Source organism: Streptomyces sp. NPDC107562, from assembly GCF_055657325.1.
This window is the reverse complement of the sequence record NZ_JBVKBE010000005.1, coordinates 37,804-63,027: the sequence shown is the minus strand read 5'-3', so window position 1 is coordinate 63,027 and position 25,224 is coordinate 37,804. Positions and strand designations below refer to the sequence as shown.

General features: G+C 70.7%; 21 protein-coding genes. 10 read left to right on the top strand and 11 right to left on the bottom strand.

The annotated features are described in order from the left end of the window. Window positions 1-158: 158 nt before the first annotated feature. Window positions 159-1,532, top strand: a complete 1,374-nt coding sequence (locus ACZ7LV_RS16735; RefSeq protein ID WP_471939996.1) for a YVTN family beta-propeller repeat protein — start codon at window positions 159-161, stop codon at window positions 1,530-1,532. Between the two features lie 88 nt (window positions 1,533-1,620). Here the strand turns inward: ACZ7LV_RS16735 and ACZ7LV_RS16730 are convergent, their stop codons facing one another. The 4 genes from ACZ7LV_RS16730 to ACZ7LV_RS16715 all read right to left on the bottom strand — a co-directional run bounded on the left by ACZ7LV_RS16730 (window position 1,621) and on the right by ACZ7LV_RS16715 (window position 6,492). Then, window positions 1,621-3,063: a GH1 family beta-glucosidase gene (locus ACZ7LV_RS16730; protein ID WP_471940480.1), complete on the bottom strand. Its 1,443-nt coding sequence runs from the start codon at window positions 3,061-3,063 to the stop codon at window positions 1,621-1,623. A gap of 73 nt (window positions 3,064-3,136) precedes the next feature. Next, the gene (locus ACZ7LV_RS16725) at window positions 3,137-4,048 is read right to left on the bottom strand and encodes a carbohydrate ABC transporter permease (protein WP_471939994.1); all 912 of its coding nucleotides are present in this window, start codon (window positions 4,046-4,048) and stop codon (window positions 3,137-3,139) included. Window positions 4,049-4,063: 15 nt separating this feature from the next. Continuing rightward, the gene (locus tag ACZ7LV_RS16720) at window positions 4,064-5,080 is read right to left on the bottom strand and encodes a carbohydrate ABC transporter permease (RefSeq protein WP_471939992.1); all 1,017 of its coding nucleotides are present in this window, start codon (window positions 5,078-5,080) and stop codon (window positions 4,064-4,066) included. A 98-nt stretch (window positions 5,081-5,178) separates the two neighbouring features. Next, window positions 5,179-6,492 carry an ABC transporter substrate-binding protein gene (locus tag ACZ7LV_RS16715; protein ID WP_471939990.1) on the bottom strand — a complete coding sequence of 438 codons (1,314 nt, stop codon included), beginning with the start codon at window positions 6,490-6,492 and terminating at the stop codon, window positions 5,179-5,181. Between the two features lie 281 nt (window positions 6,493-6,773). Between ACZ7LV_RS16715 and ACZ7LV_RS16710 the strand changes: the two genes are divergently transcribed. The 3 genes from ACZ7LV_RS16710 (at window position 6,774) to ACZ7LV_RS16700 (ending at window position 12,502) form a co-directional block, all read left to right on the top strand. Next, complete coding sequence (locus tag ACZ7LV_RS16710; protein ID WP_471939988.1) at window positions 6,774-7,790, top strand: LacI family DNA-binding transcriptional regulator; 1,017 nt, start codon at window positions 6,774-6,776, stop codon at window positions 7,788-7,790. A 313-nt stretch (window positions 7,791-8,103) separates the two neighbouring features. Then, entirely contained in the window at window positions 8,104-11,844 is a 3,741-nt protein-coding gene (locus ACZ7LV_RS16705; RefSeq protein ID WP_471939986.1) for a S8 family serine peptidase, read from the top strand. Window positions 11,845-11,995: 151 nt separating this feature from the next. Further along, window positions 11,996-12,502, top strand: coding sequence for a DUF6584 family protein (locus ACZ7LV_RS16700; RefSeq protein WP_471939984.1), 507 nt, complete (start codon window positions 11,996-11,998; stop codon window positions 12,500-12,502). Window positions 12,503-12,515: 13 nt separating this feature from the next. On the opposite strand, the gene ACZ7LV_RS16695 is transcribed toward ACZ7LV_RS16700, so the two are convergent. After that, the gene (locus tag ACZ7LV_RS16695) at window positions 12,516-13,244 is read right to left on the bottom strand and encodes a PH domain-containing protein (protein ID WP_471939982.1); all 729 of its coding nucleotides are present in this window, start codon (window positions 13,242-13,244) and stop codon (window positions 12,516-12,518) included. A gap of 148 nt (window positions 13,245-13,392) precedes the next feature. Then, window positions 13,393-13,833, bottom strand: a complete 441-nt coding sequence (locus ACZ7LV_RS16690) for a hypothetical protein (RefSeq protein ID WP_471939980.1) — start codon at window positions 13,831-13,833, stop codon at window positions 13,393-13,395. 74 nt (window positions 13,834-13,907) lie between these two features. On the opposite strand from ACZ7LV_RS16690, the gene ACZ7LV_RS16685 reads away from it, so the two are divergent. Then, window positions 13,908-14,351, top strand: a complete 444-nt coding sequence (locus tag ACZ7LV_RS16685) for an OsmC family protein (protein ID WP_471939978.1) — start codon at window positions 13,908-13,910, stop codon at window positions 14,349-14,351. 35 nt (window positions 14,352-14,386) lie between these two features. Here ACZ7LV_RS16685 and ACZ7LV_RS16680 read toward each other — a convergent pair whose 3' ends face one another. Then, the gene (locus ACZ7LV_RS16680; RefSeq protein WP_471939976.1) at window positions 14,387-15,253 is read right to left on the bottom strand and encodes a L,D-transpeptidase family protein; all 867 of its coding nucleotides are present in this window, start codon (window positions 15,251-15,253) and stop codon (window positions 14,387-14,389) included. Between the two features lie 71 nt (window positions 15,254-15,324). Then, entirely contained in the window at window positions 15,325-16,545 is a 1,221-nt protein-coding gene (locus ACZ7LV_RS16675) for a L,D-transpeptidase (RefSeq protein WP_471939974.1), read from the bottom strand. Window positions 16,546-16,774: 229 nt separating this feature from the next. Between ACZ7LV_RS16675 and ACZ7LV_RS16670 the strand changes: the two genes are divergently transcribed. Together ACZ7LV_RS16670 and ACZ7LV_RS16665 are read left to right on the top strand one after the other, a co-directional pair. Beyond that, the gene (locus tag ACZ7LV_RS16670; RefSeq protein ID WP_471939972.1) at window positions 16,775-17,476 is read left to right on the top strand and encodes a response regulator; all 702 of its coding nucleotides are present in this window, start codon (window positions 16,775-16,777) and stop codon (window positions 17,474-17,476) included. Next, the gene (locus tag ACZ7LV_RS16665) at window positions 17,466-19,286 is read left to right on the top strand and encodes a sensor histidine kinase (RefSeq protein ID WP_471939970.1); all 1,821 of its coding nucleotides are present in this window, start codon (window positions 17,466-17,468) and stop codon (window positions 19,284-19,286) included. The genes ACZ7LV_RS16670 and ACZ7LV_RS16665 overlap by 11 nt, the downstream gene beginning before the upstream one ends. Before the next feature lie 15 nt (window positions 19,287-19,301). Here the strand turns inward: ACZ7LV_RS16665 and ACZ7LV_RS16660 are convergent, their stop codons facing one another. Further along, window positions 19,302-19,967 carry a maleylpyruvate isomerase family mycothiol-dependent enzyme gene (locus ACZ7LV_RS16660; protein ID WP_471939969.1) on the bottom strand — a complete coding sequence of 222 codons (666 nt, stop codon included), beginning with the start codon at window positions 19,965-19,967 and terminating at the stop codon, window positions 19,302-19,304. Between the two features lie 197 nt (window positions 19,968-20,164). Between ACZ7LV_RS16660 and ACZ7LV_RS16655 the strand changes: the two genes are divergently transcribed. From ACZ7LV_RS16655 to ACZ7LV_RS16645, 3 genes are all read left to right on the top strand, one after another. Beyond that, the gene (locus ACZ7LV_RS16655; RefSeq protein WP_471939967.1) at window positions 20,165-20,671 is read left to right on the top strand and encodes a molybdenum cofactor biosysynthesis protein; all 507 of its coding nucleotides are present in this window, start codon (window positions 20,165-20,167) and stop codon (window positions 20,669-20,671) included. Window positions 20,672-20,754: 83 nt separating this feature from the next. Continuing rightward, complete coding sequence (locus ACZ7LV_RS16650) at window positions 20,755-21,288, top strand: hypothetical protein (protein WP_471939965.1); 534 nt, start codon at window positions 20,755-20,757, stop codon at window positions 21,286-21,288. A 159-nt stretch (window positions 21,289-21,447) separates the two neighbouring features. After that, a complete protein-coding gene (locus ACZ7LV_RS16645) occupies window positions 21,448-22,299 on the top strand; it encodes an endonuclease/exonuclease/phosphatase family protein (protein WP_471939964.1) in 852 nt (283 codons plus the stop codon). 36 nt (window positions 22,300-22,335) lie between these two features. Here ACZ7LV_RS16645 and ACZ7LV_RS16640 read toward each other — a convergent pair whose 3' ends face one another. After that, complete coding sequence (locus ACZ7LV_RS16640; protein WP_471939962.1) at window positions 22,336-22,731, bottom strand: hypothetical protein; 396 nt, start codon at window positions 22,729-22,731, stop codon at window positions 22,336-22,338. Then, complete coding sequence (locus ACZ7LV_RS16635; protein WP_471939960.1) at window positions 22,728-25,169, bottom strand: helicase associated domain-containing protein; 2,442 nt, start codon at window positions 25,167-25,169, stop codon at window positions 22,728-22,730. Before ACZ7LV_RS16635 ends, ACZ7LV_RS16640 begins: the two co-directional genes overlap by 4 nt. Window positions 25,170-25,224: the final 55 nt, after the last annotated feature.

Here is a 25,224-nt window from a genome sequence, read left to right as displayed (position 1 = left end):
GCCGACGCGGTGTCCAAGGTGCGGCGTGCGGGAGGTAGTTCGTGGCTGTCCGTCATAGCGAAGGTCCGGATGTGGAGGGCGCCCCGGGGGATCCGCCGCCTGCGGAGGCTGGTGCGCCCCGACCTGGGCGGAGCCGGCAGCCGGCGTGGAGCGGGGTGTTGCGGGGCCTGGTCGCGGCACTCGTCCTGACGTCCGGTGCGGCCCTGCCCGCGATGGTCCCGCAATCCGCCCGGGCCGTGCCGCCCGGGACCTACACCTTCGTCACCGACTTCGTCGACGACACGCTGTCGGTGATCGACACGGCCACGAACGAGACGGTGGCCACCGTCGAGGTCGGGCCCGGCCCGTCCGGCGTGGTGGTGTCGCCCGACGGCACCCGCGTGTACACGGCCGACAGCGCCAACAACACGGTGTCCGTCGTCGACACGGCCACCGACGCGGTGGTGGCCACCGTAGACGTGGGCAACGGACCCCAGCAGGTCGCGGTGTCGCCCGACGGCGCCACCGTCTACGTCACCGACTTCAACGACGACGCCGTGTCCGTGATCGACACGGACACGAACGACGTCGTCGACACGATCGCCGTGGGCAACCTCCCCATCGGGGTAGCGGTGTCGCCCGACGGCAGCACCGTCTACGTCACGAACTCCGGCGACGCCACCGTCTCGGTCATCGACACGGCGACGAACGACGTCGTGGACACCGTCCCCGTCGGCGCCCTCCCCACCGCGGTGACGGTGTCCCCGGACGGCGGGACCGTCTACGTCGTCAATGAGGCGGACGACTCGGTCTCGGTGATCGACGCGGCGACGAACGACGTGGTGGACACCGTCCCGGTCGGCACCACCCCTCAACAGGTGGCCGTGTCGCCGGACAGCGGTACGGTCTACGTCACCAACGCCCTCGACGACACGGTCTCGGTGATCGACGCCGCCACGAACGACGTGATCGACACCGTCCCCGTCGGCGGTGACCCGCGCGGGGTGGACGTGTCGCCGGACGGCGGCAGCGTCTATGCCACCAACGCCGAGGACGACACGGTGTCGGTGATCGACACCGAGACCAACGACGTGGTCGACACCGTCCCCGTCGGAGAGTTCCCGGTCGGGGCGGCCGTCGGCGTGGTCACGCCCTCGGACGACCCGCCCGCGTGGACGTTGCTGAAGATCACGACGAGTGGGTCGTTCGTCGCCGGGGGTCAGGGCAGGTACCGGCTGCGCGTGACCAACACGGGCGAGGGGCCGACCGACGGCAGCACCGTCACCGTGACCGACGTCCTGCCGAAGGGGCTGCGGGCCGTCGGATTCTCCGGGACGGGCTGGAGGTGCACGCGCACTCCGCTCGCCTGCACCCGCGACGACGTCCTGGAGCCCGGCGAGAACTATCCGACGCTGACCCTGACGGTCGACATCGCCCGGAACGCTCCCCAGCGGGTCACCAACAAGGCCCTGGTCACCGGGGGCGGCACCACCGCCACCGGCACCGCCACCACGACCACCACGGTCCGACGGCCGAACCACAAGCTCGACTGAGCCAAGCCCGCGCCGGGAGGAGGTGCTCCCGGCGCGGGCCACGCGGTCCGCCGGCCCGATGCCGCCCGCGGACCTTCCCGGTTCTCCGTCAGGTCCGGTGCGTCACCACACCCGAGCGCGCCACGTCGCCGTACCACCGGGCACTGGCCTTGGGAATGCGCCTGCCCGTGGGGTAGTCGACGTAGACCGCCCCGAAGCGCTTGCTGTATCCGTAGCCCCACTCGAAGTTGTCCAGCAGGGACCACAGGAAATAGCCCCGGACGTCGACGCCCGCCTCCATCGCGCGGTGCACGGCCGCCAGATGGCCTCGGAGGTAGTCGATCCGGTCGGGGTCGTTCACCTCGCCCGAGGGGTCGACGTAGTCGTCGAACGCGGCGCCGTTCTCGGTGATCATGAGGGGCAGCCGGGGGAACTCGCGCCGGATGTCCAGGAGCAGGTCGTGGAGACCGGTGGGGTCCACGGCCCAGCCCATCGCGGTCGTCGAACCCGGCGGCAGGTGGAAGGTCACGTCGTCGGCGGCCGGCCAGGGGCTGTGGTCGCTCCTGCCGTGACCGTCGGATCCGTGGCTGGACTCGGCCGAACCGCCCGAGACCACGGTCGGGGTGTAGTAGTTGACTCCCAGGAAGTCGAGCGGCTGGCAGATCTCCCGCAGGTCCCCGTCCTTGACGAACGACCAGTCCGTCAGCCGCGAGGTGTCGCGCAGCAGGTCCTCCGGATAGGCGCCCTTGAGCATCGGCCCGGTGAAGACCCCGTTCGCCAGCGCGTCGATCCGGCGCGCGGCGTCCACGTCCTCGGCGTCCTGGGTCAGCGGCCTCACATGGTGGATGTTGAGCGTGACCGCCACCTGGGCGAGGGTGGGAAGGCCCGCACGCAGGGCCTCGACGGCCTTGCCGTGCGCGAGGTTGAGGTGGTGGGCCGCGCGCAGCGCCGCCACCGGGTCGGTGCGCCCGGGCGCGTGGACCCCGGACGCGTAACCGAGGAAGGCACTGCACCAGGGCTCGTTGAGCGTGATCCAGGTCCGCACCCGGTCGCCGAGCGCGTCGGCGGCGAGGGCCGCGTACGCCGCGAAACGCTCCGCGGTGGCGCGCTCCGGCCAGCCGCCGGCGTCCTCCAGGTCCTGGGGCAGGTCCCAGTGGTAGAGGGTCGCCACGGGCTGGATGTTCTTCTCCAGCAGTGCGTCCGTGAGCCGGCGGTAGAAGTCCAGCCCCTTCTGGACGCCGGGCCCGCGACCCGTCGGCTGGACGCGGGGCCAGGCGAGGGAGAAGCGGTACGCGCCGACGCCGAGGTCGGCCATGATCGCGACGTCCTCCCGCCACCGGTGGTAGTGGTCGGTGGCGATGTCACCGGTGTCGCCGTTGCGCACCCTGCCCGGCGTGCGGGCGAAGGTGTCCCAGATGGAGGGCGTGCGTCCGTCCAGGGCGGCGGCGCCCTCGATCTGGTACGCGGCCGTGGCGGTGCCCCAGGTGAACGACGGGGGGAACGTCAGGGCGGTGGGGGCCTCGGTCGAGGACAGTTCGTGTCCAGCGGCGATAACCACGCGGGTCCTTCCGGAATGACAGTCGATGGGTGAGGGGGGAGACGACAGGGGGCTCGGGAGGGCCTGGTCAGCCCTTGACGGCGCCCTGCATGATGCCGCCGACGATCTGACGCCCGAAGACGATGAACATCGCGAGCAGGGGGAGCGTGCCGAGCAGCGCGCCCGCCATGATCAGGGACTGGTCCCGGACGTACCCCGCGCTCAACTGGGTGAGGGCGACGGGGACCGTCGGGTTCGTCATGTCCAGCACGATGAACGGCCAGAAGAAGTCGTTCCAAGCGTGCACGAAGGTGATCATGAACAGCACGGCCATGGCGGGCCGGGCGACCGGCAGGACGATGCTCCAGAAGATACGGAGCGAGTGCGCCCCGTCCACACGGCCGGCCTCGACCAGTTCGTCCGGCAGCGCGTCGGCCAGGTACTGGCGCATGAAGAAGACGCCGACCGCGCTGACGAGCGTGGGGAAGATGACGGCGGGCAGCTTCTGCCCCCAGCCGAGGTCGGTCATCATGAGGAAGAGCGGCACGACCGCGAGCTGCGGCGGCACCAGCATCGTCCCGATGACCAGGGTGAGCAGGATGTTGCGTCCCCGGAAGCGCAGCTTGGCGAAGGCGAAGCCGGCGAGCGTGGCGAACAGCACCGTCGAGGTGGCGATGGTGCCGGCCACGATCATGCTGTTCACCATGGCCTTGCCGAGCGCGGCGTCCTGCCAGGCCCTGCCCAGGTTCTCGAAGAGGTGCGGGCCGGGCAGGAACGGTGGCGGCGTCTGGGTGACCCGGGTGTTGTCCGTGGAGGCCGCCACCATCGTCCAGTACAGCGGGAAGAGCGACGTGATGGCCGCGATGGCGAGCAGGATGTAGGTGACGGGGCTCGCGTGGTGCTGGCGGCCCGCCCCGATCGCCCTGCGCAGCCGGAAGGGGCGTTTGCCGGGCGAGGTCGCGAGCACGTCCCGGCGGGCCCGGAGGGTGTCGGTGGTCATGAGGGGATCTCCTGGTCAGGACGAGCGCGCTGAGCGCCGCTTGAGCAGGCGCTGGGCAGCGAATATGAGGACGAGCAGCAGGAACATCGCCCACGCCACCGTGGCCGCCCGGCCCATCTGGTAGTTCTTCCAGCCCTCCTCGTAGAGCAGCAGTCCGAGGGTCTGGTACTGGTTGTCCGCTCCGCCGGTGATGCCGTTCGGTCCCTGACCGAAGATCAGGGGCTCACCGAAGAGCTGGGTGGAGCCGATGGTGGAGAGCACGATCGTGAAGACGATCGTGGGCCGGATCCCGGGGATGGTGACCTTGAGGAACTGCTGCCAGCGCGAGGCCCCGTCGATCGCGGCGGCCTCGTAGCGGTCGAGCGGGATCGCCTGCATCGCGGCCAGGTACAGCAGGGCGTTGTATCCGGTCCAGCGCCAGATGACGATCGTGGAGATCGCGATCTGCGCGGCCCACTTGTTGCTCTCCCAGTCGACATGGTCGAAGCCGAACAGGCTCAACAGCCAGTTGATCATGCCGAAGTCACGCTCGAAGAGCATGGTGAACACGAGCGCCGCGGCACCCACCGACGTCGCGTACGGCGTCAGGGTGGCCACCCGGAAGAACGTCGATCCGCGCATCCGGTAGTTCAGCAGGTGCGCGAGGCCGAGCGCCATGAGCAGCTGCGGGACGGCGGAGAGGACGCCGATGGTGATGGTGTTGGCCAGGGCGTTCCAGAAGCGGTCGTCCTGGGCGAGGGCGGTGTAGTTGTCGAGCGCGACCCACTCCATCAGGTCCATGGTGGCGAGTTCGGCGTGATGGAGGGAGATCCAGGCCGTGTAGAGGAGCGGGTACAGGCTGAAGGCGGCGAAGACGACGAAGAAGGGGACGATGAAGGCGTACGGCGCCCCGTTCACGTCCAGCCGGTGGAGAAGGGCGCTCCAGCGGCCGTCCTTGCGTGGCTGCCGGCCCCCGTGGGCGGGGCGGGAGGGGTCGGCGGCGTTCTTGGTGGGCTGCCGGCCGGCCGCGGCAGTTGAGGTCTGAGTGGACACCGGTGGTCCTTAGGCGTGACGGTATGCGGGCTGGGCGTACTCCGGCGGCCGTCGCGCACGCGTCGTGCGCGTCCGCCCGCCGGAGTTCTGGGCGAAGGTCAGCCGACGGCCTTCTTGATGCGTTCGTCGGTCGTCTCCCAGGCCTTGTCGGGGCTCTGGTTCTGGGACTCGATCAAGGTCAGTCCCTGGGAGAAGATGTCCTTGATCGTTCCGTCCTTGCGGCCGAGCACCTGCTCGTCGGGGATCTCCTGCGCGGCGGTGCCGAAGATCCGGCCGATGGGCGCGCCGCTGAAGTACTCGGACTTCGCGTTCGTCACCTCGGGCGCCTCCAGCGCCTTCTGCGAGGACGGGAAGTTGCCGATCTCCTCGAAGAGGCGGGCCTGCTGCTCCGGTGCGGTCAGCCAGGCGACGAGCTTCTTCGCCTCCTCCTTCACCGGGCTCTTCTCCATCACGCCGAGGAACGAGCCGCCCCAGTTGGCGCCCTTGGGGGCCTTGGCGACATCCCACTTGCCCTTGTTCTGGTCGCCGGCCTTCTCACTGATGTGGGCGAGCATCCACGCCGGGCACACCGTGGTGGCGAAGGTGCTGTTCGCGAGTCCGGGGTCCCAACCGGGCTGGAACTGCCGCAGCTTGGCGGTCAGGTCGGAGGTCGCGGCCTCGGAGGCGAGGTCCCAGGCCTCCTGGACGACGGGGCTGTCCTCGTAGATCAGCTTCCCGTCCTTGTCGTAGAACTGCTGGGAGTTGCCGTAGATCATCGCGTTGAACAGGCCGCTGGAGCTGTCCATGAAGGCGACCTTGCCGCCCTTGAAGTCCTTCTTGAACCGCTTGCCGGCGGCGACGAACTTCGCCCAGTCGCCGTCCCACAGCTTGGCGACCTGCTCGCGGTCGGTGGGCAGGCCGGCCTGCTCGAAGAAGTCCTTGCGGTAGCAGACGGCCATCGGGCCGATGTCCGTGCCGAGTCCGATGACCTTGCCGTCCTTGCCGGTCACCTGGCTCAGCTTCCACGGCAGGAAGTGGTCGGTGCCGGGCACCTTGCCCAGGTCGACGAACTTGTCGGCCTGGGTGTCGACGAGTTCCTTCGCGCGTCCGATCTCGATGCCCTGGATGTCCTTGAGGCCGCTGCCGGCGGCGAGGTGCGTCTGCAGAGCCGTGTAGTAGGTCTGCTCGTCACCCGCGACCTCGGCCTCGATGCGGACGTTCGGGTTGAGCTTCATGTACTCGTCGAGGAGGCCGGTCTCCTTGAAGCCCATGACGCCGAACAGGCCCATGGTGATGGTGGTCTTGCCGTCCTTGACGCCTCCCCCCGTCCCGCCGGAGTCGCTGCCCCCGCATGCGGTGAGAAGGCCGAGAGCCGTGACGGCCGATATGACGGCGATGCCTCTCGTACGCAACAGCTTCCGGGTGACCTTCATGTACGTGTCCTCTCAGGCGGCGGCGCCGACGCACCGAGTACGGGCCGGTCGACTGGGACGGCCGGCCGGAGTGAGGATTGGGAACGTTCCCAAACGCGGTGGGAACGTTCCCATCGAGTGCCGGAAGACTGGCGCTTGAGCGCGCCCTGTGTCAAGAACTTGAACGGTGTTCGTCACAGTGAGAAGTCGCAGGGCGAGTTCCGGACCGGCTCGCCGCCGCGCATCTCTGGCACAATGCGCTGGCGAACCGGCGTGCGACCGGGCCGGACGAGGAGACGGACATGGGGGCGCAGCAGCGGCCGACCATCAAAACCGTGGCGGCGCGGGCGGGTGTGGGGCGCACCACGGTGTCAAGGGTCATCAACGGCTCGACGCTCGTGAGCGACGAGGCGAAGGCCGCGGTGCTCGCCGCCATAGCCGAACTGAACTACGTCCCCAACTCGGTCGCCCGAGGTCTGGTGACGCGACGCACCAACTCCGTCGCGCTGGTGATCCCCGAGTCCGAGAGCAGGCTCGGTTCGGAGCCCTATTTCGCGGGCGTCATCCGGGGCGTGAGCACCGTGCTCGCGACGACGGGCACGCAACTCCAGCTCATGCTCGTCCGCGACAGCGGTGAGCGGAACCGGCTCACGGACAGCGTCGCGGAGCGCAGGGTGGACGGCGTCCTGCTGGTCTCGGTGCACGAGCACGACCCCCTGCCCAAAATCCTGGAGGACATGGGCCTGCCGACGGTCCTGGCGGGCCGGCGCTCGCCCGCGGAGTCGCTGAGCCACGCGGTGTCGGACAACCTGGGCGGCGGAAAGGAGGCGGGCCGGCACCTCGTCTCCCGGGGCCGCACGACCCTCGCCACCATCTCAGGGCCCCTCGACATGGATGTCTCCCGCGGCCGGCTGCGGGGATGGACGACCGCCCTCGAAGAGGCGGGCATGGCGCCGGACGAGCGGCTGGTCGCTTCGGCCGACTTCACGGAGGAGGGCGGGATGCTCGCCATGCGTTCGCTGCTTGAACGTGCGCCCGACCTCGACGCCGTGTTCGCCGCCTCCGACGTGATGGCGGCCGGCGCCATGCTCGAACTGCGGCGCCAGGGACGGCGCGTGCCGGACGACGTCGCGATCGTCGGCTTCGACGACTCCTACATCGCGCGCTACGCCTACCCGTCGCTGACGAGCGTCAGGCAGCCGGTGGAGGAGATCGGCTCGACCATCGCCCGCATCCTCCTTGAGGAGATCGCCGATCCCGGGGTGGCGAGGCGTCATGTCTTCCTGCCCACCGAGCTGGTCGTGCGCGACTCCTCCTGAAGGGTGCGGCCCGCCGCCGGGGTCATGTCGTCGTCCGCTGGGCGATGTCGCCGTGCCGGGACGGCGTAGCGGCCCATTCCCGGACAGGCGTGGCCGGGTGGGCGGGGACCCTGCACGTCGTCGGCCGCCCCCAGTTCCGACGGCCTTGGCCGATCTCGGCCGTCGCCGCTCGGCGTAGTTGTGACACGGCGTCGATACGACACCGGGATGTGTTGACCGCCTGGGCGTCCACCCGGTCAATTCAGGAGGCGCAACTCCCCGATGTCTCCTTCTGTGAGGAACTCCTTTGCCTCCCTTCCCACTTGGCGGGCGCATGGCGGTGTCAGGCATCGCCCTGGTGCTCCTGTCGTCCCTGGGCGCGGCCCCTGCGTCCGCGACCTCACCTCCCTCCCCTCCCGCCACGGTCGGCAGCTCGTCGCCGCGCGCGGCGGCGGGCCCTGTCGGCACCACCCGCACCGTCACCCTGATCACCGGCGACAAGGTCACCGTCACGCCGACGGCGAACGGCGCACCGGCATCGATGAGCGTCGAGCGCCGCCCGGGTGCCACCGGATCCGTGCGGACCGTCACCGACGCCTCGGGCACCTACGTGATCCCCGACGACGCCGAGCCCTACGTCGCCTCCGGCGCACTCGACAGGCGGCTCTTCAACGTCACCGGGCTCATGGCCCAGGGGTACGACGACGAGCGTGCGGCCGGGCTTCCCCTGATCGTCACCCGCGACGCCGCGGCGTCCCGTCTCGCCCGCACCGACCTGCCCGGACTCCGCCCCGAGCGGCAACTGACCTCCGTGGGCGGCGAGTCCGCCACCGCGGACCGTTCCCGTGCCGCGAGCCTGTGGCAGGCCCTCGTGCCGGAGCCGAACGGCAACGGCGTCCGTGAGACCGTCGCGGGACCGCCCTCCCTGTCCGGCGGCATCGACAAGATCTGGCTGGACGGCAAGGTCACGGCGGCCTTGGCGGACAGCACCGCTCAGATCGGAGCGCCACGGGTCTGGGACGCCGGCGCGACCGGCGCCGGGGTCAAGGTGGCCGTGCTCGACACCGGCATCGACGCCGACCACCCGGATCTCCAGGGACGCATAGTCGCCGGCCGGAGCTTCGTACCGGGCGAGGACCTCACCGACCGTCGCGGGCACGGTACACACGTCGCGTCGACCGTCTCGGGCACCGGTGCGGCCTCGGACGGCAAGGAGAGGGGTGTCGCCCCGGGCGCCGACCTGGCCATCGGCAAGGTCCTCGGCGACAGCGGATCCGGCGACGAGTCCTGGATCATCGCCGGGATGGAGTGGGCCGCCAGGACCGAGAAGGCCAGAATCATCAGCATGAGTCTGGGCAGCTCCTCCCTGCACACCCAGACGGATCCGATGAGCCGGAGCGTGAACCGCCTCAGCGAGGAGACCGGTGCGCTCTTCGTCATCGCGGCGGGCAACTCCGGACCGGGCGAGTACACCGTCAACGCGCCGGGCACGGCGGCAGCGGCGCTCACCGTGGGCGCGGTCGACTCCACGGACCAGATGGCAGGCTTCTCCAGCAGCGGCCCGCGCGAGGGTGACGACGGACTCAAGCCGGACGTCACCGCGCCGGGGGTCAACGTGCTGGCCGCTCGCTCGCACCACACCACCGGCGAGGGCTACTACACCGTCAAGAGCGGTACGTCCATGGCGACTCCGCACGTCGCCGGTGCCGCCGCGCTGCTCGCCCAGAAGCACCCCGACTGGTCGGGACAGCAGCTCAAGGACGCCTTGATGAGCACGAGCAAGGCGACGCCGGAGACGAGTGCCTACCGTGGCGGTACCGGCCGTGTCGACGCCGCCGCGGCCTTCGGGGCGCGAGTCGTGGCCTCCGGCTCGATAGACACAGGCCTGATCAAATGGTCGCGCGACCCGCAGCCGATCGAACGCTCCGTCACCTACACGAACCACGGCGACACCCCGGTGTCCCTGCGGTTGACGCTGGACCGGGGCGACAGCCCCAGCGAACTGTTCACCCTGGCATCCGACCAGGTCACCGTCCCGGCGCACGACAGCGCCTCGGTCGGCCTCGTCGTCGACCCGCGCAAGGTGGCCGTCGGCGGCCACACCGGCCGGATCGTCGCGCGGGACGCCGCCGGCGCGGTCGCCGCCCACACCATCCTCAGCACGCGGACGGAGTCCGAGCGGTACGACCTGACGCTCCGGGCCAAGGACCGTGACGGGCAGCCCACGACAGGCACGGTCACCCTCAAGGGCGCCAACGATCCGTACTTCCGGTCCCACCGGGTGCCGGAGGACGGCCTCACCCTCCACCTGCCCCGCGACACGTACTCCGCGATGATGTTCAAGGACGTCCGTGGCGCGCACGGTCCGTACTCCAAGGGCCTCGCGCTGCTGGGCGACCCGGAGGTCGAACTGACGGATCCCACGACGGTCACCTTCGACGCCTCCCAGGCCCGTCAGGTCCGCGCGCTGACGCCCCGGCCGAGCATGCCGACGAACACCAGGGTCGAGTACTGGCGTTCGTTCACGACCGCGCAGCCGAAACCCGGGACGTACGGGGACTGGATCGACAGCAAGATGATCGATGCGACCTACGACAGCGTGTGGGCCCAACCCTCCCCGGAGAAGGTGAAGGTCGGCGGCTTCGAGTTCACCACCAGGTGGCGGGCCCCGCAGACCCCGCTCCAGGTCTCCCACGGGACGCACGACCTGGATGTGCTCATGCAAAGGGGTGCCAAGTCCCTTCCGGACGGCAGCGCGAACCTGGATGCCGTCTTCGCGGGCACCGGCTCCGCCGCCGAGTACAGCCACCTCTCCGCGCGGGGCAAGGCGGCCGTCGTTCGCCGCAGCGCCACCGTCACACCGTACGAACAGACCCAGGCCGCCCAGGCCGCCGGGGTGCGGCTCCTGCTCGTCGTCAACGACGCGGTCGGCAGACTCCACACCTGGTACGGCGACAGCGACTACCTCTCGACCGGGCCGCTGGCGGTGGCATCGGTCACCAGGAGCGACGGCGAATCCCTGATCGCCGACATCGCGGCGTCGTCCCGGGACAGGACGCGTCTGCGCACGACGGCACACCCCGTTCCCTCCTATCTGTACGACCTGGTCAGCCATCACACGACAGCGATCCCGCCGGACCTGACGCATCGGGCCGACGCCCGGAACCTCGCACGCGTGGATGTCACGTTCGGCCACGGTGCGTCGACGCCCGCCTCGGAGACACGTGTCGACCTCCCTCGCTACCTCCTGGGCGGCGCCTGGAACTTCCTCACCGAACCGGTCCAGCGGGGACGGCGCACCGACTGGGTCTCGACCAGCGCTGACTCCAGATGGCAGCAGAGGGTCGACGTCGGCGACATGACGACCGAGATGTCCGAGGCCGTGACGTACCCCTCCGCCCGCACCCATGAGGAACGGTGGACCACACCGGTCACGCGCCCTCGCATGATCGGTGACAACCTCCCCTCACGGGAGAACGGCAGCGTCCTGTACTACGACACACCGGCGTGGGGGAGCGGCGGAGCGGCACACTCGGGCAAGGGCTGGGGCGGTGGTCTGTCGCAGCGCACCGCGCTCTACCAGGGAGACACACTGCTCGCGGAAACGGACTTCGACAGCGGATACGCCTCGGGCCTGGCCCCCGAGCGTCTGTCGTACCGGCTCGTGGTCGACGCCACCCACGACGCCCCTGCGTTCAGCCGGTACTCCACATCCACCCACACCGAGTGGTCCTTCGTCTCCGGGCAGGCCGAGAACGAGACCGTCCCGCTGGTGCAGCTCGACTACGGTGTGGACCTCGACACCGACGGCAGAGCCCGCCGCACGGCCGCCCTCACGCTCACCCCGTCGGTGCTCGGCGCCCCCGAGACCGAGGTGTCCTCCGTCCGGCTCGACGTCTCCTACGACGACGGGACCACCTGGCACCGCGTGAAGACCTCGCGACGCGACGGCGCGTGGACCGCGCTCCTGTCCGCGCCTCGCTCGGCCGCGTTCGTGTCGCTGCGGGCCGTCGCCACGGACGCGACGGGCGGCTCGATCACCCAGAGCGTCACGCGCGCCTTCGGTCTGAGGTGAGGTGACACGGGGACCGGTACCGCGCCCGTCGCGGCACCGGTCCCGCGGAGGCCGCCCTCCGGCGACGTGGTGCGGGTGGTGCCGTTCCATGGGGGCAGGGCGGGAGAAAAACGGGTCGACGGAGGTCGTCGCGTCGGCCGATCATGCGGGCATGCCGTGGAAGGAGACCCTTGCCCGCGTCGACGCCGATCTGGCGGCCGGCCGCGTCCCCGTCGCGCGTCAGCGCCTGCGGGGGCTGGTGTCGTCCTACCCGACCGACCTGGAGCTTCGCCGGCGCCTGGCCGAGGTGTACCGCCTGTACGGAGAACCCGCGCAGGCGGGCCGCTGGATGTACCTCGAACAGGACCGGGACGCGGCGGAGACCTCCGCCTTCGAGGCCCGGTACCCCTCAGGTCCGGGGCGTATGCGGGCACTTGGCTGGCAGGGTCCCGAGTCGCGCGCCCGTACGGCATGTGCCAGGGAGCGGCTCGCAGCCGTACGAGCGGAATGCTCCGACCTCGTGGGACACCCCGTCGACTGGGACGCGGTGCCCTCGGGCGAGCCGGCGGACGGTCGGGGAGGCGGGCTCGTCGGGTTCCTGGTGGGTGCCGGATGCCTGGTGGCGGTCCTCGCCTTTCTCGCCGTCTGGGTGCACGGGCTCGTCGCGCTCCTGGACTGACTCGTGCCCGCGGTCACCGGGGCGGGGTCTGACGCAGAGTCTTGCGGTAGACGCCGTACATGGTGAGAAAGAGGACAGCGGGAGGACCGACCAGGAAGATCCAAGGCCATACCAGGGTGTTCACGAACTCGGGCATGTCGAAGAACACCGTGAGCAGCGAGATTCCGGTGATGGGGACGATGGACAAGAACATCGCGGCGATTCCGCAGCCGAGGGCGGACTGCCGTGCCGTGTGCCGGTCGATGTGACGTGCCGCCTCCGGATCGGGTCTCCAGTCGGCGCCGCGCAGTTGGAACCAGATCGCCTGAAGCACCGCGAACTCGCGCTCCACATGCACGTGGCGGTCGTCGACGAACGGCAGTATGAGACGGCGCCCGTCCCGGCCGTAGGCGCAGACGATCACATTCGCCGCGTGACTGGCGGCGCCCGCTCCCGGATTGGGTTCGACGCGCAGCTCCTGGACGTCCTCCCACGCCAGATGACGACGCGTGACGAGGCCGCGCACCCTCAACGCCTTGACGTCCGCCGTCGTCGCGCAGCGCCTCGCGGCCCACAGGAGCCACCCGAGCAGGCCCAGTGTCGCCACGCTGCCGAGGGTCCGGGCGAGGACCGGCAAACCCTCGAGGACGAGCAGCGGGACCACGATCGTGATCGCGCCGCCGACGGACGCGAGGACCATGGCGCGTATCTGGGCCGAACTGATCCGGTACTCACGAGGAACGGTTCTCGGGCCGACGTCCATCGGTGTGCCCCTGCCCTTTCGGCCGACGCGAACAGCTGTGGCGTGTCCATGTTGCCCAGTCAACTTCCCTGTGTCCAGCGAGAGTTGAGAGACAACTGGCGTACGCTGTCGGGCAGTTCAACGGAGGAGGGGCTGCGGGCCGTATCACTCAGGTGCGGGATCGAGGCCGCCCGGATCGGACAGCCACGGCGTCGACCCCCTGCGCCCGAAGCCGGCGAGCCAGGAGTTCCGTCTCGGGCAGGGTGCCCGACCAGTCCCCGCTGCGCAGACGCGCAAGCTCCGTCCGGGCCTGTGCCAGGTCGACGCCGCGTGCGGCGCGCAGCACCCGCATGATCCTCGCGCCGTCCGCCTGCGGACCGACCACCTCCAGCCGCGCCGGTCCATGCTCACGGAGGAGCTGCTCACGCCGCTCGCTCGGCAGGTCCTCACCACACACCGCGAGCGTGAGCCCGCACCGGGAACACATGGACTCGACGTCCCACCGCACGCGGCCGTCGACGAGAGCCAGGACGCCCAGGCACTCCAGCTCCGCACCGCAGTCCTGACACGCCGCGGAGTACCGGATGGATTCGAGGACGATCTCCTCCATGGCCCACCCTCCTTTCGAGATCGAGCCGACGTCGAGCGACAGGTCGGTGGCGCCCAACGGCTAGTGTCGATGACATGAGCGAAAACTCGGAGCGTTCCGTCATCGTCGAGCGCACCGGCAGCGGCCGGTTCGTCGCGACCAACGTCCGCGGCGGATCGATCACTTTCGGTACGTCCTCGGACAGCGGGCAGGACACCGGCTTCACGCCGGTCGAATTGTTCCTCGCCGCCATCGGAGGGTGCACGGCCGTGGACGTCGACGTCGCCACCGGCCGCCACGCGGAGCCCACCGGTTTCTCCGTGGCGGTGACCGGCGACAAGATCAGTGACGACCTGGGCAACCGGATGACGAACCTCCAGGTCACCTTCACCGTCACGTTCGCGGACGGCGACGAGGGCGCGGAACGCGCCCGCGCCATCCTGCCCCGCGCGGTGAAGGCGTCCCACGACCGGCTCTGCACGGTGAGCAGAACCGTCGAGATCGGCGCACCCGTGACCACGACCGTCGCGGACGCCTGACGTCGACGCCTCCCCGCACGGGTCCGCTCACCCGGTCATCGGCGAAGTGACGCGGCGTCTCCCATCACGACCACCGGGTGCTGCTCGGGATCGAGCCACAGCAGCAGTTCCCGCATGTGCTGCTTCTTCAGGCTGACGCAGCCCTGCGTGGGCCCCTCGTGGTCGACGTGGAGCCAGATGCCGCCGCCCTTGTCGGCGCCGAGCGGACGGGTCCAGTCCAGGGGCGAGTGGCCGGGCTCACGGTTGTAGTCGATCGCGACGACGTAGTCGAAGGAGCCCGACAACGGCTCACCGAGGGCCCCGGTGCCGTTGATCGTGAAGCCGGAGGACCGGTCGTACGGCAGCCGCGTGCCGGGGTCGGGCAGCAGACCGCCCGCGTCGGTGAGGGTGAAGACACCGATGGGGGAACGCCGATCGCCCAGGCGGTGGTCATCGGTCCAGCCCTTGAGCGCGTTGTGGGCGGGCCACGTGACCCCCGGCTGCCAGCCCGCTCCGGTGCGCCGGTGGAGCGTCACCTCCGAGTCCCAGGAGTTCTTGCCGCGGCCGCTGACGAGGACGACCTGGCGGGTGTCCCGCGGGATCGCGGCGAGGGTGCGGGGGCCGACGCCCGGCAACGGCGTGGGAGCAGCCGTCCGACTCTCCGCGCGGTGTCCGCCGGCGGGCAGGGGCTTCGCTTGTGCCGTGCCAGGTCCCCCTGACGGGCCCGCCGTCCCCTCCGCCGCCGCGGCGGCGGTGTCCGGCCGGTTGTCGTCGGACGAGGCGCCGACGCCGCACCCGGTCAGCGTCACGGACAGGGTCAGCGCGAGCGCCGGCACCGCGAGGCGGCTCAAGGACGTCGTGGTGCGCGGCCCGTGGTGTGGTGCACGCGAAGGGGCGGGTGCGATGGGGGGAAGCTCAGCCATGTTGATCAGCCTGGAGGGCGGATGTGAGGAACTGGTCAGCGTGAGCGGCTCGTTGCCGGGGGAGGGGGCACTCACCGTGCGGAGCCCGCTTCCCACTCGCGCCACGACATGTTCCAGCCGTTGAGGCCGTTGTCCGGGGCGATGGTCGCGTCCCGCGAACCGCGCACCACGACCACGTCGCCGAGCAGGGAGTTCTCGAAGAACCAGGCGGCGTCCTGCGAGGCGTCACCGCCCCCCTGCACATCGTTGAGTCCCACGCAGCCATGGCTGATGTTGGACCTGCCGAACACCGAGTCGTCGCCCCAGTAGTTGCCGTGGATGAAGGTGCCTGACGTGGACAGGCGCATGGCGTGCGGGACGTCGGGGATGTCGTACTCACCGGCGAAGCCGACGGTGGCGCCGTTCATCCGGGTCGTCCTCAGCTTCTCGGAGATCACCATCCGTCCGTTCCAGGTGGGGGAGGACGGGGCGCCGGCCGTGATGGGTATCGTCCGCGCGACGCGGCCGTCACGGACGACCGTCATCCGGTGCGCGGCGGCGTCCACGGTGGACACCTGACTCCGGCCCACGGTGAAGCGGACTGTTCCGTCCTGCTCGCCGTAGGCGCCCTCGGCGCCCCTGACGCCGTCCAGACGGATGCGGACCGTGACGTCGGATCCGGCCCTCCAGTAGTGCCGCGGGCGGAAGTCGAGCCGACGCGCGCCGAACCAGTGACCGACGACCTTCTGCCCGCTGCTGGACGTGACCTCGATGCCGGACTCGACGGCCTTCCGGTCGGAGACCGCCCTGTCGAAGGTGAACGAGACCGGCATCCCCACGCCCACCGTGGAGCCGTTCTCCGGGACGTGGGTGCCGGTGAAGCGGTCGGCCTCGGCCAGGGTCGTGAACGTGATCCTCCTGGTCGCCGTCGCCCCGGCGTCGCCTCTGACGGCGGCGGTCAGCCGGTAGGTGGTGCCGTGGTCCAGGGCGTCGTCCGGGGACCAGGACCGCCCGCCCGGGGCGAGCGTGCCGGGCACGCGGCGGCCGTCCGCGGCGACCAGCGACGCGTCGGTGAGCGTGCCGTGCTCCACCACGACCCGGCCTCCGGTGCGGACGGAGACGTTCCGCTGCCCGTCGGAGACGCCGAGGGACATCCGCGGCTGCGTCGCCGCCCGGCCGGCGGCCGAGGGCTCGCCCGTACGCTCGTCCCCCGACCGTGCCCCCGTACCGCAGCCGGTCAGCAGGCATGCCGAGGCGGACAGCAGGGCAAGCGCCCGGGCGAGGCGGGGCAGGGTGGTGCCGCTCTGGTGCATCGTGTCTCCGTCGTGTCCGTGAACGGTGTGCTCCACGAAGAGGTGGAGCGTGACCGGCCCCGGCCGCGAAGGGCGCGCGGCACCGCTGGACGTCACCACGGCAGCGCCCGCACCACGCACGCCCCGGGGCATGCTCCGAGGCTGACGTGGACTTATCAGGAAGTTGTCAGCATGTGGGAAGGGCGACCATCCGGCCCTCCGGGGACCGTGGGCGCTTAGAGTCGGCGTCGTGTGCGCACATGTCCTGGTCGCGGAAGACGACCTCATGCAGGCGGAACTCATCCGCCGGCTGCTCGTGAAGGAAGGCCACGAGGCCGTCGTGGTCACCGACGGGCCGGCGGCCATCGACGAGGCCCGCCGCCGCAGGCCCGATCTCGTCGTCCTCGACCTCATGCTGCCCGGGGTCGACGGATACGGAGTCTGCCGGGTGCTGCGCGACGACGAGGACGCGCCGATACCGATCCTGATGCTGACCGCCCGTTCGACCGAGGACGACCTGCTGCTCGGACTGGACACCGGCGCGGACGACTACATGACCAAGCCCTACAGCCCACGGGAGCTGCTGGCACGCATCCGTGCCGTGCTGCGCCGCACCGCGCGGCCCTCGGAGCCGGCCACCGTGCTCCGTGCCGGCGGTGTCACCGTCGATCCGGCCCGCCACGTGGCCACCTGCGACGGCGCCGCCGTCCCGTGCACGCCCGGCGAGTTCGCGATCCTGCACGCCATGGTCGCGGAACCCGGCCGGGTCTTCACGCGCCGCCAGTTGCTGCACCACACCCGCGGCCACGACCGCGCGTCCACCGAGCGTGCCATCGACGTGCACATCATGAACCTGCGCAAGAAGATCGAACCGGACCCGCGCAGACCCTCCCGGCTGCTCACGGTCTTCGGCGTCGGATACAAGTTCGCCGGCGGTCGTGATGGCGGCTGACTCCCGCGCCGGCATACCCATGCGCAGAAGCCTGCTGGTACGGCTTCTGCTCACCTCGATGGCGATCACCGCGCTCTCCGTGGGCGCCACGGCGTGGCTGGCGGTGGAGACCACCACGCGCGCCGTGCAGGAGGAACGCGGTCAGCTGCTCGCCGACGACACCGACATCCTCCGGCAACTGAGCGGCTTCGCCGCGGACCACGCCGACTGGGACGGGGTCCGGGCCACCGTACTGGCACTCTCGCGCACGACGGACCGGCGCATCGCCGTGACCACCACGACCGGTCGGGTCATCGCCGACTCCGCCCCCGCGGGGTCCGCCCTGCCCGACCGTGCCTCGGCCACCGTCGACCCCCTGCGCATCGACACCTACACCGAGCCGGGCGGCCAGCTCTCCGGCATCGACCCACGGGCCGTGGGACCGTACGTGCTCGACCGCCAGGAGCGCAGGTTCGTCAGGAAGCTCGCCGAGATACGCCTGTCGTGCATGCGCCGGCACGGCAGCGACGGCACCCTGCGGCAGGGCCCCAGCGGACGCACGGTGATCACCCAGGACGCCGGGGACGCGGGCGTGCCCATCGAGTGCGCCGACGGGAAACTCAACACGCCGACCGGGACGGAGGCGGCGGCGCTGGAGGAACTCGACCACCTCGTGCAGGCCTGCGTCGGCCCCGGACGGAGCATGATCGGATACAAGTTCGGCGTAGGTCTTGACGTCGTCTCCGGAATGAGCAAAATTCCGGCACACGACGGCAGCCTCTCGGCCGAGGGCCGGCAGAAGGCCAAGGACTGCGTCGACAGCGCGCGCCGCACCCAGCTCGATCCGTTCGTCGCGCCCCGGGCACTCCTCTACCTGGGCAGTCAGAACCAGCGCATCTCCGTGTTCGACCTCTCCACCACCAACAAGGCCAAGATCGTCGGAGTGACGGCAGCGGTTCTCGCCCTGAGTCTCGCCCTGACCGCGGGCGTCGCCGTCCGTCTCGTCCGCCCCCTGCGCGCCCTGACGACCGCCGCACTGCAACCACCGCAGCGGCACACCCGTGTCCCCGTCACCACCAAGGACGAGACCGGGCTGCTGGCCGCCGCCTTCAACGAACTCAGCGCACGACGGGAACAACTGGAAGCCCAGCGCAGGGCCATGGTCAGCGACATAGCCCACGAGCTGCGCACCCCGCTCACCAACATCCGCGGCTGGCTGGAGGCCACTCGTGACGGTCTGGTCGACGCGGAGCCGGGCCTCATCGCCTCGCTCCACGACGAGGCCCTGCTGCTCCAGCACATCATCGACGATCTGCAGGACCTCGCCGCGGTCGACGCGGGCACCTTCGAGCTGCACCGGGAACCCGTCCGCGCGGACGACCTGGTCGCCCAGGTCGTGGCCGCGCACCGCGGCACGGCCGACGCCGCGGACGTCGATCTGCGCAGCGACGTCCGAGCCGGCCTGTGGCTGGACGCCGATCCGGTGCGGATGCGCCAGGTCCTCGGCAACCTCGTCTCCAACGCCCTGCGGCACACCCGGCCGCACGGCAGCGTCACGCTCGTCGCCCGGCCGGACGGTGACGACGTGGTGCTGACGGTGCGGGACACGGGCGACGGAATCGCCCCGCAGGACCTGCCCCACGTCTTCGAACGGTTCTGGCGCGCGGAGAAGTCCCGCAGCCGGAGCACGGGCGGGAGCGGGCTGGGCCTAGCCATCGTCCGTCAGTTCGTCGAGGCCCATGGCGGGACAGTGAGTGCCGAGAGCACCCCCGGCGTGGGCGCGGTGTTCACCGTGCACCTCCCAGCCGGCCCGCACCCGGAGTCCGGCTGACGGGTCGGCGTCGGGTCACGCCGTCCCGCAGCGACCGCGGAGGAGTTCCACACCGTCGCCCACGAGGTCGTCGCAGTAGGTCGCCCGTCCGGTCGTGGCCATGACGAGGGCCAAGGTGGGCCCGGACACGAGTGGCCCGGAACCGGTCGCGAACGGGCCGTCGTCGGCGACGAGCCGCAGTCCGCCGATGCGTCCCTTGGCGAGCACCACGAGGTCCGAGCCCTGGTAGTACTCCGCCACCTGTGTGACGACCTCGACCGGACAGTCATGACGGATGCCCAGCGGTCGGCGGATGTCCTCTCCGTGCACGAGCGTCTCGCCCAGCATCGCGATCGCGGGCAGGGGCGGCTTGGTGGTGCTCGGGACGACCTGCCGGAACCGCGCGAGGGTCTCGGCCGGAGTGGAGCCCAACTGCTCGGCCAGCCGCATGGCCACCTGCTTGTCGAAGTCGAACCTGCTGCGGATCACCCCCGCCATCCAGCGCACGGCATTGAGGCTCGCGCCGGCGGTGAGGTGCGCCAGCACCTCACGCACCGTCAAGCCCGTGCACAGCGAGGGCGTCGTCCAGCCCTCGTCCGTCAGCTCCGAGAGATCGGCCGCCAGCGCCGCGCGCTCGGCGTGGATCAAGGGCCACACGCCGTCCCTGCGGCTGCCGGCTGCTGTCACTTCGCGATCAGTCATGAGGAAGGTTCTCCTGTCAAGGGTCGTGCCTGGTAGGGGGAGACTCGTGTCAGACGGCAAAGTCATCGCCCGTGACCGGATTTCCTGGTGACAAACGGCCGGGCGAACCGCTCCCCAGCCGCCAGGGCCGGACATGGCGCGACAGATGGTCCACAACTGACGCGATCGCCGGTTTTCGCCGTCGTAGAGTGCACTTCATGACCACGGTGGAAGTGATGCAGCTCCTGTTGTCGCCGACCCATCGCTTCATGGGACGCCCCGCCGACGGCCCGGCTCCGGCGCAGGAGGAGGAACTCGTCGACAGGGTCGAGGTACGACGGAATCTGGGGATCGTCGGCGACCGGTACTTCGCTCATCCGGCCCACCGCCGCGCCGCCATCACTCTCATGGCGGTGGAGAATCTTCCGGTGCACATCAACGCGGCGATCGACCTTCGGCAGACGCGTCGGAACGTCCTCCTGAAAGGGGTGGACATCGACGCGTATGTCGGGTCCACGGTCAGCTTGGACAGTGGTGACGGGCCGGTCCTGCTGGCGGTCAACAGTGCGGCCAGGCCCTGTGCCTGGATGGAGACCACCATCGGAGCCGGTGCCCAGCGCGCGCTGCGAGGCAAGGGCGGCGTGCGGTGCACACCGCTTTCCGACGGCGTTCTCACCCTGGGCCCCGCGGCGTTCACGGCCACGGACAGGGACCCGGCTTCTTGAGCAAGTCGCCTTGTTCCAGGGGCTGTTGAGTGAGGTGTGGCCGAGCTAGATTGGCGCTTCCGGGGGCAGGAAGGGGAGGGCTCGTGTCGTGGACCGTGCCTGAGCGGATCAAGCTCACGATGGTGCACCTGATGGAACTGGAGCAGGAACCCGGGCTGATCCGGACCAGGTCGCGGGAGACCTCGTCCGTGGTGCGGCGCCCTGAGCGCGGTGAGTCGCGGGCGACGGTGGAGTGCGGGCAGTGCGGACGCGAGGGCGTGTTCGTCATCCAGGATCTGGAGACGACCCGGCGCCTGCGGCGGGGGCCGATAACGCGTTCGTTGACCGCGTCCGCGCTCATCGTGGGGTCGACGGCAGCGCTGTGGATCGTCGGCCTCGCCGGCGACAACCCCAGCGAGGAGCCCCTGTTCGTGCTCCTGGCGATCGCCGCGTCCCTGATGTTCCTGCCGGTCGGCCTCTACCTGGCGTTCGACCCCACGAGCAAGATCGGAGTCGCGTCTCCGGAGATGATTCACTTCGACGGTGGCACACGCCGCGAGGGACTCACCGTCATCAGCCGAAGCAGCCATCGCGGCAAAGGGCTGAGCTGCGCCGGAAAGGCCGCGGCAGCTCGCTGACTTGGGCGCTGTCCGACGGGGAGTGGGACAGGGGAGGTGCGGCGTTCCCGACGCCCTGTCGTAGCCGGCAGGGTTTCTCGTCTTCACGTCGCGGCCAGGGGCAGGTCAGAGGGCGCGGCCATGATCGGGCCCGTTGCGCACCCGAGCCAGGAGGTCCTCATGTTCCGCCGCACCCTGCCCGTCCTCGCGACGGTCGTCACGCTCGCCGCCGTCGGATCCGTCGCCCAGGCCTCGGCGGACGAGGAGGGCCCCGCCGAGCGGTTCTCCGGACCCCGCGTGCTGGACGTCATGACGTTCAACATCCACCACGCTCAGGGCACCGACGACGTCCTCGACCTCCGGCGCATCGCGGACGTCGTCCGTGAGAGCGGCGCCGACGTGGTGGGACTTCAGGAGGTCGACAACCACTACTCCGCGCGCAGCGACTGGGCGGACCAGCCCGCCGAGCTCGCGGCGCTGCTCGGGTACCACGTGGTCTTCGGCGCCAACATCGACAACGCCCCGCCGGTGGAGGGCGGTCACCGCGTGCAGTACGGCACCGCGATCCTGTCGCGCTACCCGATCACCGCCTCCGACAACACGTGGCTGTACAAGTCCCCCGGTCAGGAACAGCGAGGTCTGCTGCACGCCACCCTCGACGTCCACGGCAGGAAGGTGGAGTTCTACAACACCCACCTGGCCGCCAGCTCGCAGACCGACCGCCTGGAGCAGACGGCACAGGTCGTGGACCTGATCGGCACGAAGAAGCCCGGAATCCTCGTGGGCGACTTCAACGCCCTCCCCGCCGCCCCGGAGTCGCAGCCCTTGCAGAAGGCGTACACCGACGCGTGGGCCACGTCCTTCCACGGCCGCGGCGACGGTGCGACCTATCCGGCCGAGGCCCCCACCGAGCGGATCGACCTCATCTACACGACCCGCAAGGTGACGCCGCTGCTCACCCGCGTGGTCCAGAACGACCCGACCGCCTCGGACCACCTCCCGCTGCTCAGCAAGGTCCTCGTCACCCCCTGACCCACGGTCGCGGGAGCGCGCGGTTCGGTCCGTCCGCTACGGGCGGACCAGGTCGCCGTCGTCACGGAGCGTCGACGCTCGGCGGGACCGGCGTGCCGCCGACGTGGCCGCGCCGGCGACGACGTAGAGCACGACCAGTACCCCGATGACGAGGTCGAGCCAGTCGTAGCTTGCGCCCTTGAGCAGCGAGCTCCACGCTCCGTAGCCCGCGACGGACCCGCCGAGCACGAGCAGCGCGGACGCCGTGGCCCACAGCGTCCGCGACAGCCTGGGTCGGCTGCCCTTGAACAACTCGGCGGCCGCGCCGAGTGCGACCGACGCGGCAAAGGCGTCGTGCGGTGCGAGGCGGCCCGACTGGATGGCATCCACGACGTTGATCAGGATGCCGATCGAACCAACGGCCAGGGCACCCTGGGTTATCCGGCGACTCATTGAACCCTCCGCTCACGGTCATTCGATGCTGGGGCATCAGTACAGGCCGGCCCCCAGTCGAGCCCGAGGGCGGCCAGTCGCCGGAGTTGGTCGCCGGTGAGCTTGGCGCGTCTGCTCCTGGTGTTGGAGAGCCACACGCCGAGCTTCACCTGGGTTCCGTCCGGCAGGATCTCGACGTGGGAGCGGCTGACGGGGCCCACCGCTCCGGTGCGGGCCTTGTACTGCGCCAGGGCGGCGACGCCCCGTTGGAAGGCACTCGGGGCTGGCGTGCGGGCAGGGGCGGGTGCGTCAGGTTCCGGTGACGACGGCGTGACGCCGAGCCGCTCCAGGAGCGCGCGCTGTGCGTCCGTGAGGGTCTGCCAGACGCTGTGCCGGCGGTTCTTGTGCAGCCACCGTCCGATGTCCATGCCGTGCACGGTGACACCGGGCAGCACCTCAGGCAGGCTCTGCTCGTCGCGCAGGAGCTCGCGGGCGGCCGCGTAGTGGCGTTGCCAGTCGGGCGGCCACGCCGGGTTCCAGTGCTCGTCGATCTCGGCCAGCGCCCGCGCCCACTGCGGCCGTCCGTCGAGGGCGCCGGGGCGGCGCAGGTTGGACAGCCACTGCCCCACGGGCCGGTCCAGCGCCGTCGCCGACCTCGGCGCGCACAGGGTCCCGTGTGCGTCGTAGTACGCCTGGGCGGCTGCCAGGTTCTCCTGGAACCGTTCGTCGGGCAGGGACCAGACCATGCCGAACTCCTCCAGGCGGGCGGCGCGCCGTCCGGTCATCTGCCCGGCCCCGTGGGCGCGGCGCTGCTCGGCGATCCACTGCCCGAGCGGGTAGGCCCCCTCCTTGTGCCCGTAGGGGACGCGGGCGTGGCCCTCGCGTTCGGCGTACCGCTTCAGCGCCGACCAGCCGCGTGCCCAGTCCTGCCTCTCGGTGTCGATGACGTTGAACGACACCCACCGGGCCACCATGACCGGGTCGCGGGGCGCGGCGAACCGCAGCAGCAGCCGGGACTCCGCTTCGCCCTCTCCCGGGGCGGAGCCGATGAACACGGAGGGCTGTGCGGCGTCCTTCTGCGGCTCCTGCGGGACGGCGAGCAGTTCGACGGCCTCCTCGTCGTGTGCGCGCAGCCCTGCGAGCACCTTCACCAGGGGCCGGTAGGAGGCGGAGGTGAACATGTCCTGCGGCCGCTCCCCGCGCGGCAGGAAGACGGGGACGATGAGCGAGGCGAGCTTGCCCTGGCCCGGCTTCTGGCGCAGGGCCCGGCCGATGGCCTGCACGATGTCGTGCGGGGCGCCCTTGGGGTCGAGCAGGGCGACGCTGTCGACGGCGCGGATGTCGACGCCCTCACCGAGGATCCGGCAGTTGGACAGGACGGCGCGTTCGGCGGTGGTGGCGAAGCCGGCGAGGACCTCGCTGCGGCGCTCGGCGGCGTGTTCGCCGTACAGCCAGTCCGCCCAGATCTTCGCCGGGTAGGCCTCGGGCCGGTCGGCGTGCAGCTTCGCGGCGACGCGGCCGAGGCCTTCGGCGTAGGCCTGCGCCTCCATCGTGCGGTGGTGGAAGGTGATGCACGTGCTCAGGTCGTGCTCGGCCATGGTGCGCAGCAACGCGGCCTGCAGCGTGCCCAGCCGCTGCCCTCGTACCTCCTCACCGCGCCGTTCCTCACCCATCAGCCGTTCCGGCGTGACGACGGGGTCGGTCAGTTCCATCACGATGATCTGGTAGCGGGCGAGCAGACCGCGCGAGACGGCCGAGGCGAGGGAGAGCTTGTACAGGACGGGGCCGAAGACGGCCTCGTCGTCCATCGAGGCCGCCAACTCCTCGGGCAGCGCGTCGCGGACGCCCTCGGCGACCTGCCAGTGGGGTGCCCGCTCCTGCCAGATCCGGGGTGTGGCCGTCAGGTAGAGCCGGCGCGCGGCGGGGACGACCCGCTGGTCGTGGACGTCGGCCCAGGCCTTGCCCAGGGAACCGCTGGTCCGGTGGGCCTCGTCGACGACCGCGAGGTCCACGGGGGCGAGCCGTTGGCCGTAAGCGCCCTCGAAGGCCTCGGCCAGGACCGGCAGCGACGCGTAGGTGGCGTAGAGGGTGACGGGACCCTGACCGTGCCACAGGGCCAGTTGGACCGGATTGGTGGTGCAGCGGACCTTGAGGTTCCACAGCTCCGGGTCGTCCCGGAGCGAACACACCGCGACCGCAGGCCCCTTGTGACCGGCCTGGTGCCACGCCTTCACCGTCTGGGCCAGCAGGTCCAGCGTCGGCACCAGCACGAGGACGCGGCCGCGCGGCACGAGTCGCCCGGCCGCCGCGGCGGCCATCAGGGTCTTGCCGGTCCCGCAGGCCGCGTGCACCTGACCGCGCAGACCGTTCGCGGGGATCCCGCCGGACGGCACGTCGAGGCCCCGCACGATGGCGGCGACCGCTTCGATCTGGTGGTCCCGCAGCCGAAACTCGGACATCGCTGCACTCTCCAGCCTCATGGCGCTCGACGGATCGCTCTCCAGGCTCGCGCGC

Coding starts and splice junctions, on each gene's coding strand:
- ACZ7LV_RS16725 (WP_471939994.1), bottom strand. CDS start 4,048: ATGACCACCGACACCCTCCGGGCCCGCCGGGACGTGCTCGCGACCTCG.
- ACZ7LV_RS16715 (WP_471939990.1), bottom strand. CDS start 6,492: ATGAAGGTCACCCGGAAGCTGTTGCGTACGAGAGGCATCGCCGTCATA.
- ACZ7LV_RS16710 (WP_471939988.1), top strand. CDS start 6,774: ATGGGGGCGCAGCAGCGGCCGACCATCAAAACCGTGGCGGCGCGGGCG.
- ACZ7LV_RS16705 (WP_471939986.1), top strand. CDS start 8,104: ATGGCGGTGTCAGGCATCGCCCTGGTGCTCCTGTCGTCCCTGGGCGCG.
- ACZ7LV_RS16700 (WP_471939984.1), top strand. CDS start 11,996: ATGCCGTGGAAGGAGACCCTTGCCCGCGTCGACGCCGATCTGGCGGCC.
- ACZ7LV_RS16695 (WP_471939982.1), bottom strand. CDS start 13,244: ATGGACGTCGGCCCGAGAACCGTTCCTCGTGAGTACCGGATCAGTTCG.
- ACZ7LV_RS16690 (WP_471939980.1), bottom strand. CDS start 13,833: ATGGAGGAGATCGTCCTCGAATCCATCCGGTACTCCGCGGCGTGTCAG.
- ACZ7LV_RS16685 (WP_471939978.1), top strand. CDS start 13,908: ATGAGCGAAAACTCGGAGCGTTCCGTCATCGTCGAGCGCACCGGCAGC.
- ACZ7LV_RS16680 (WP_471939976.1), bottom strand. CDS start 15,253: ATGGCTGAGCTTCCCCCCATCGCACCCGCCCCTTCGCGTGCACCACAC.
- ACZ7LV_RS16675 (WP_471939974.1), bottom strand. CDS start 16,545: ATGCACCAGAGCGGCACCACCCTGCCCCGCCTCGCCCGGGCGCTTGCC.
- ACZ7LV_RS16665 (WP_471939970.1), top strand. CDS start 17,466: ATGGCGGCTGACTCCCGCGCCGGCATACCCATGCGCAGAAGCCTGCTG.
- ACZ7LV_RS16660 (WP_471939969.1), bottom strand. CDS start 19,967: ATGACTGATCGCGAAGTGACAGCAGCCGGCAGCCGCAGGGACGGCGTG.
- ACZ7LV_RS16655 (WP_471939967.1), top strand. CDS start 20,165: ATGACCACGGTGGAAGTGATGCAGCTCCTGTTGTCGCCGACCCATCGC.
- ACZ7LV_RS16645 (WP_471939964.1), top strand. CDS start 21,448: ATGTTCCGCCGCACCCTGCCCGTCCTCGCGACGGTCGTCACGCTCGCC.
- ACZ7LV_RS16640 (WP_471939962.1), bottom strand. CDS start 22,731: ATGAGTCGCCGGATAACCCAGGGTGCCCTGGCCGTTGGTTCGATCGGC.
- ACZ7LV_RS16635 (WP_471939960.1), bottom strand. CDS start 25,169: ATGTCCGAGTTTCGGCTGCGGGACCACCAGATCGAAGCGGTCGCCGCC.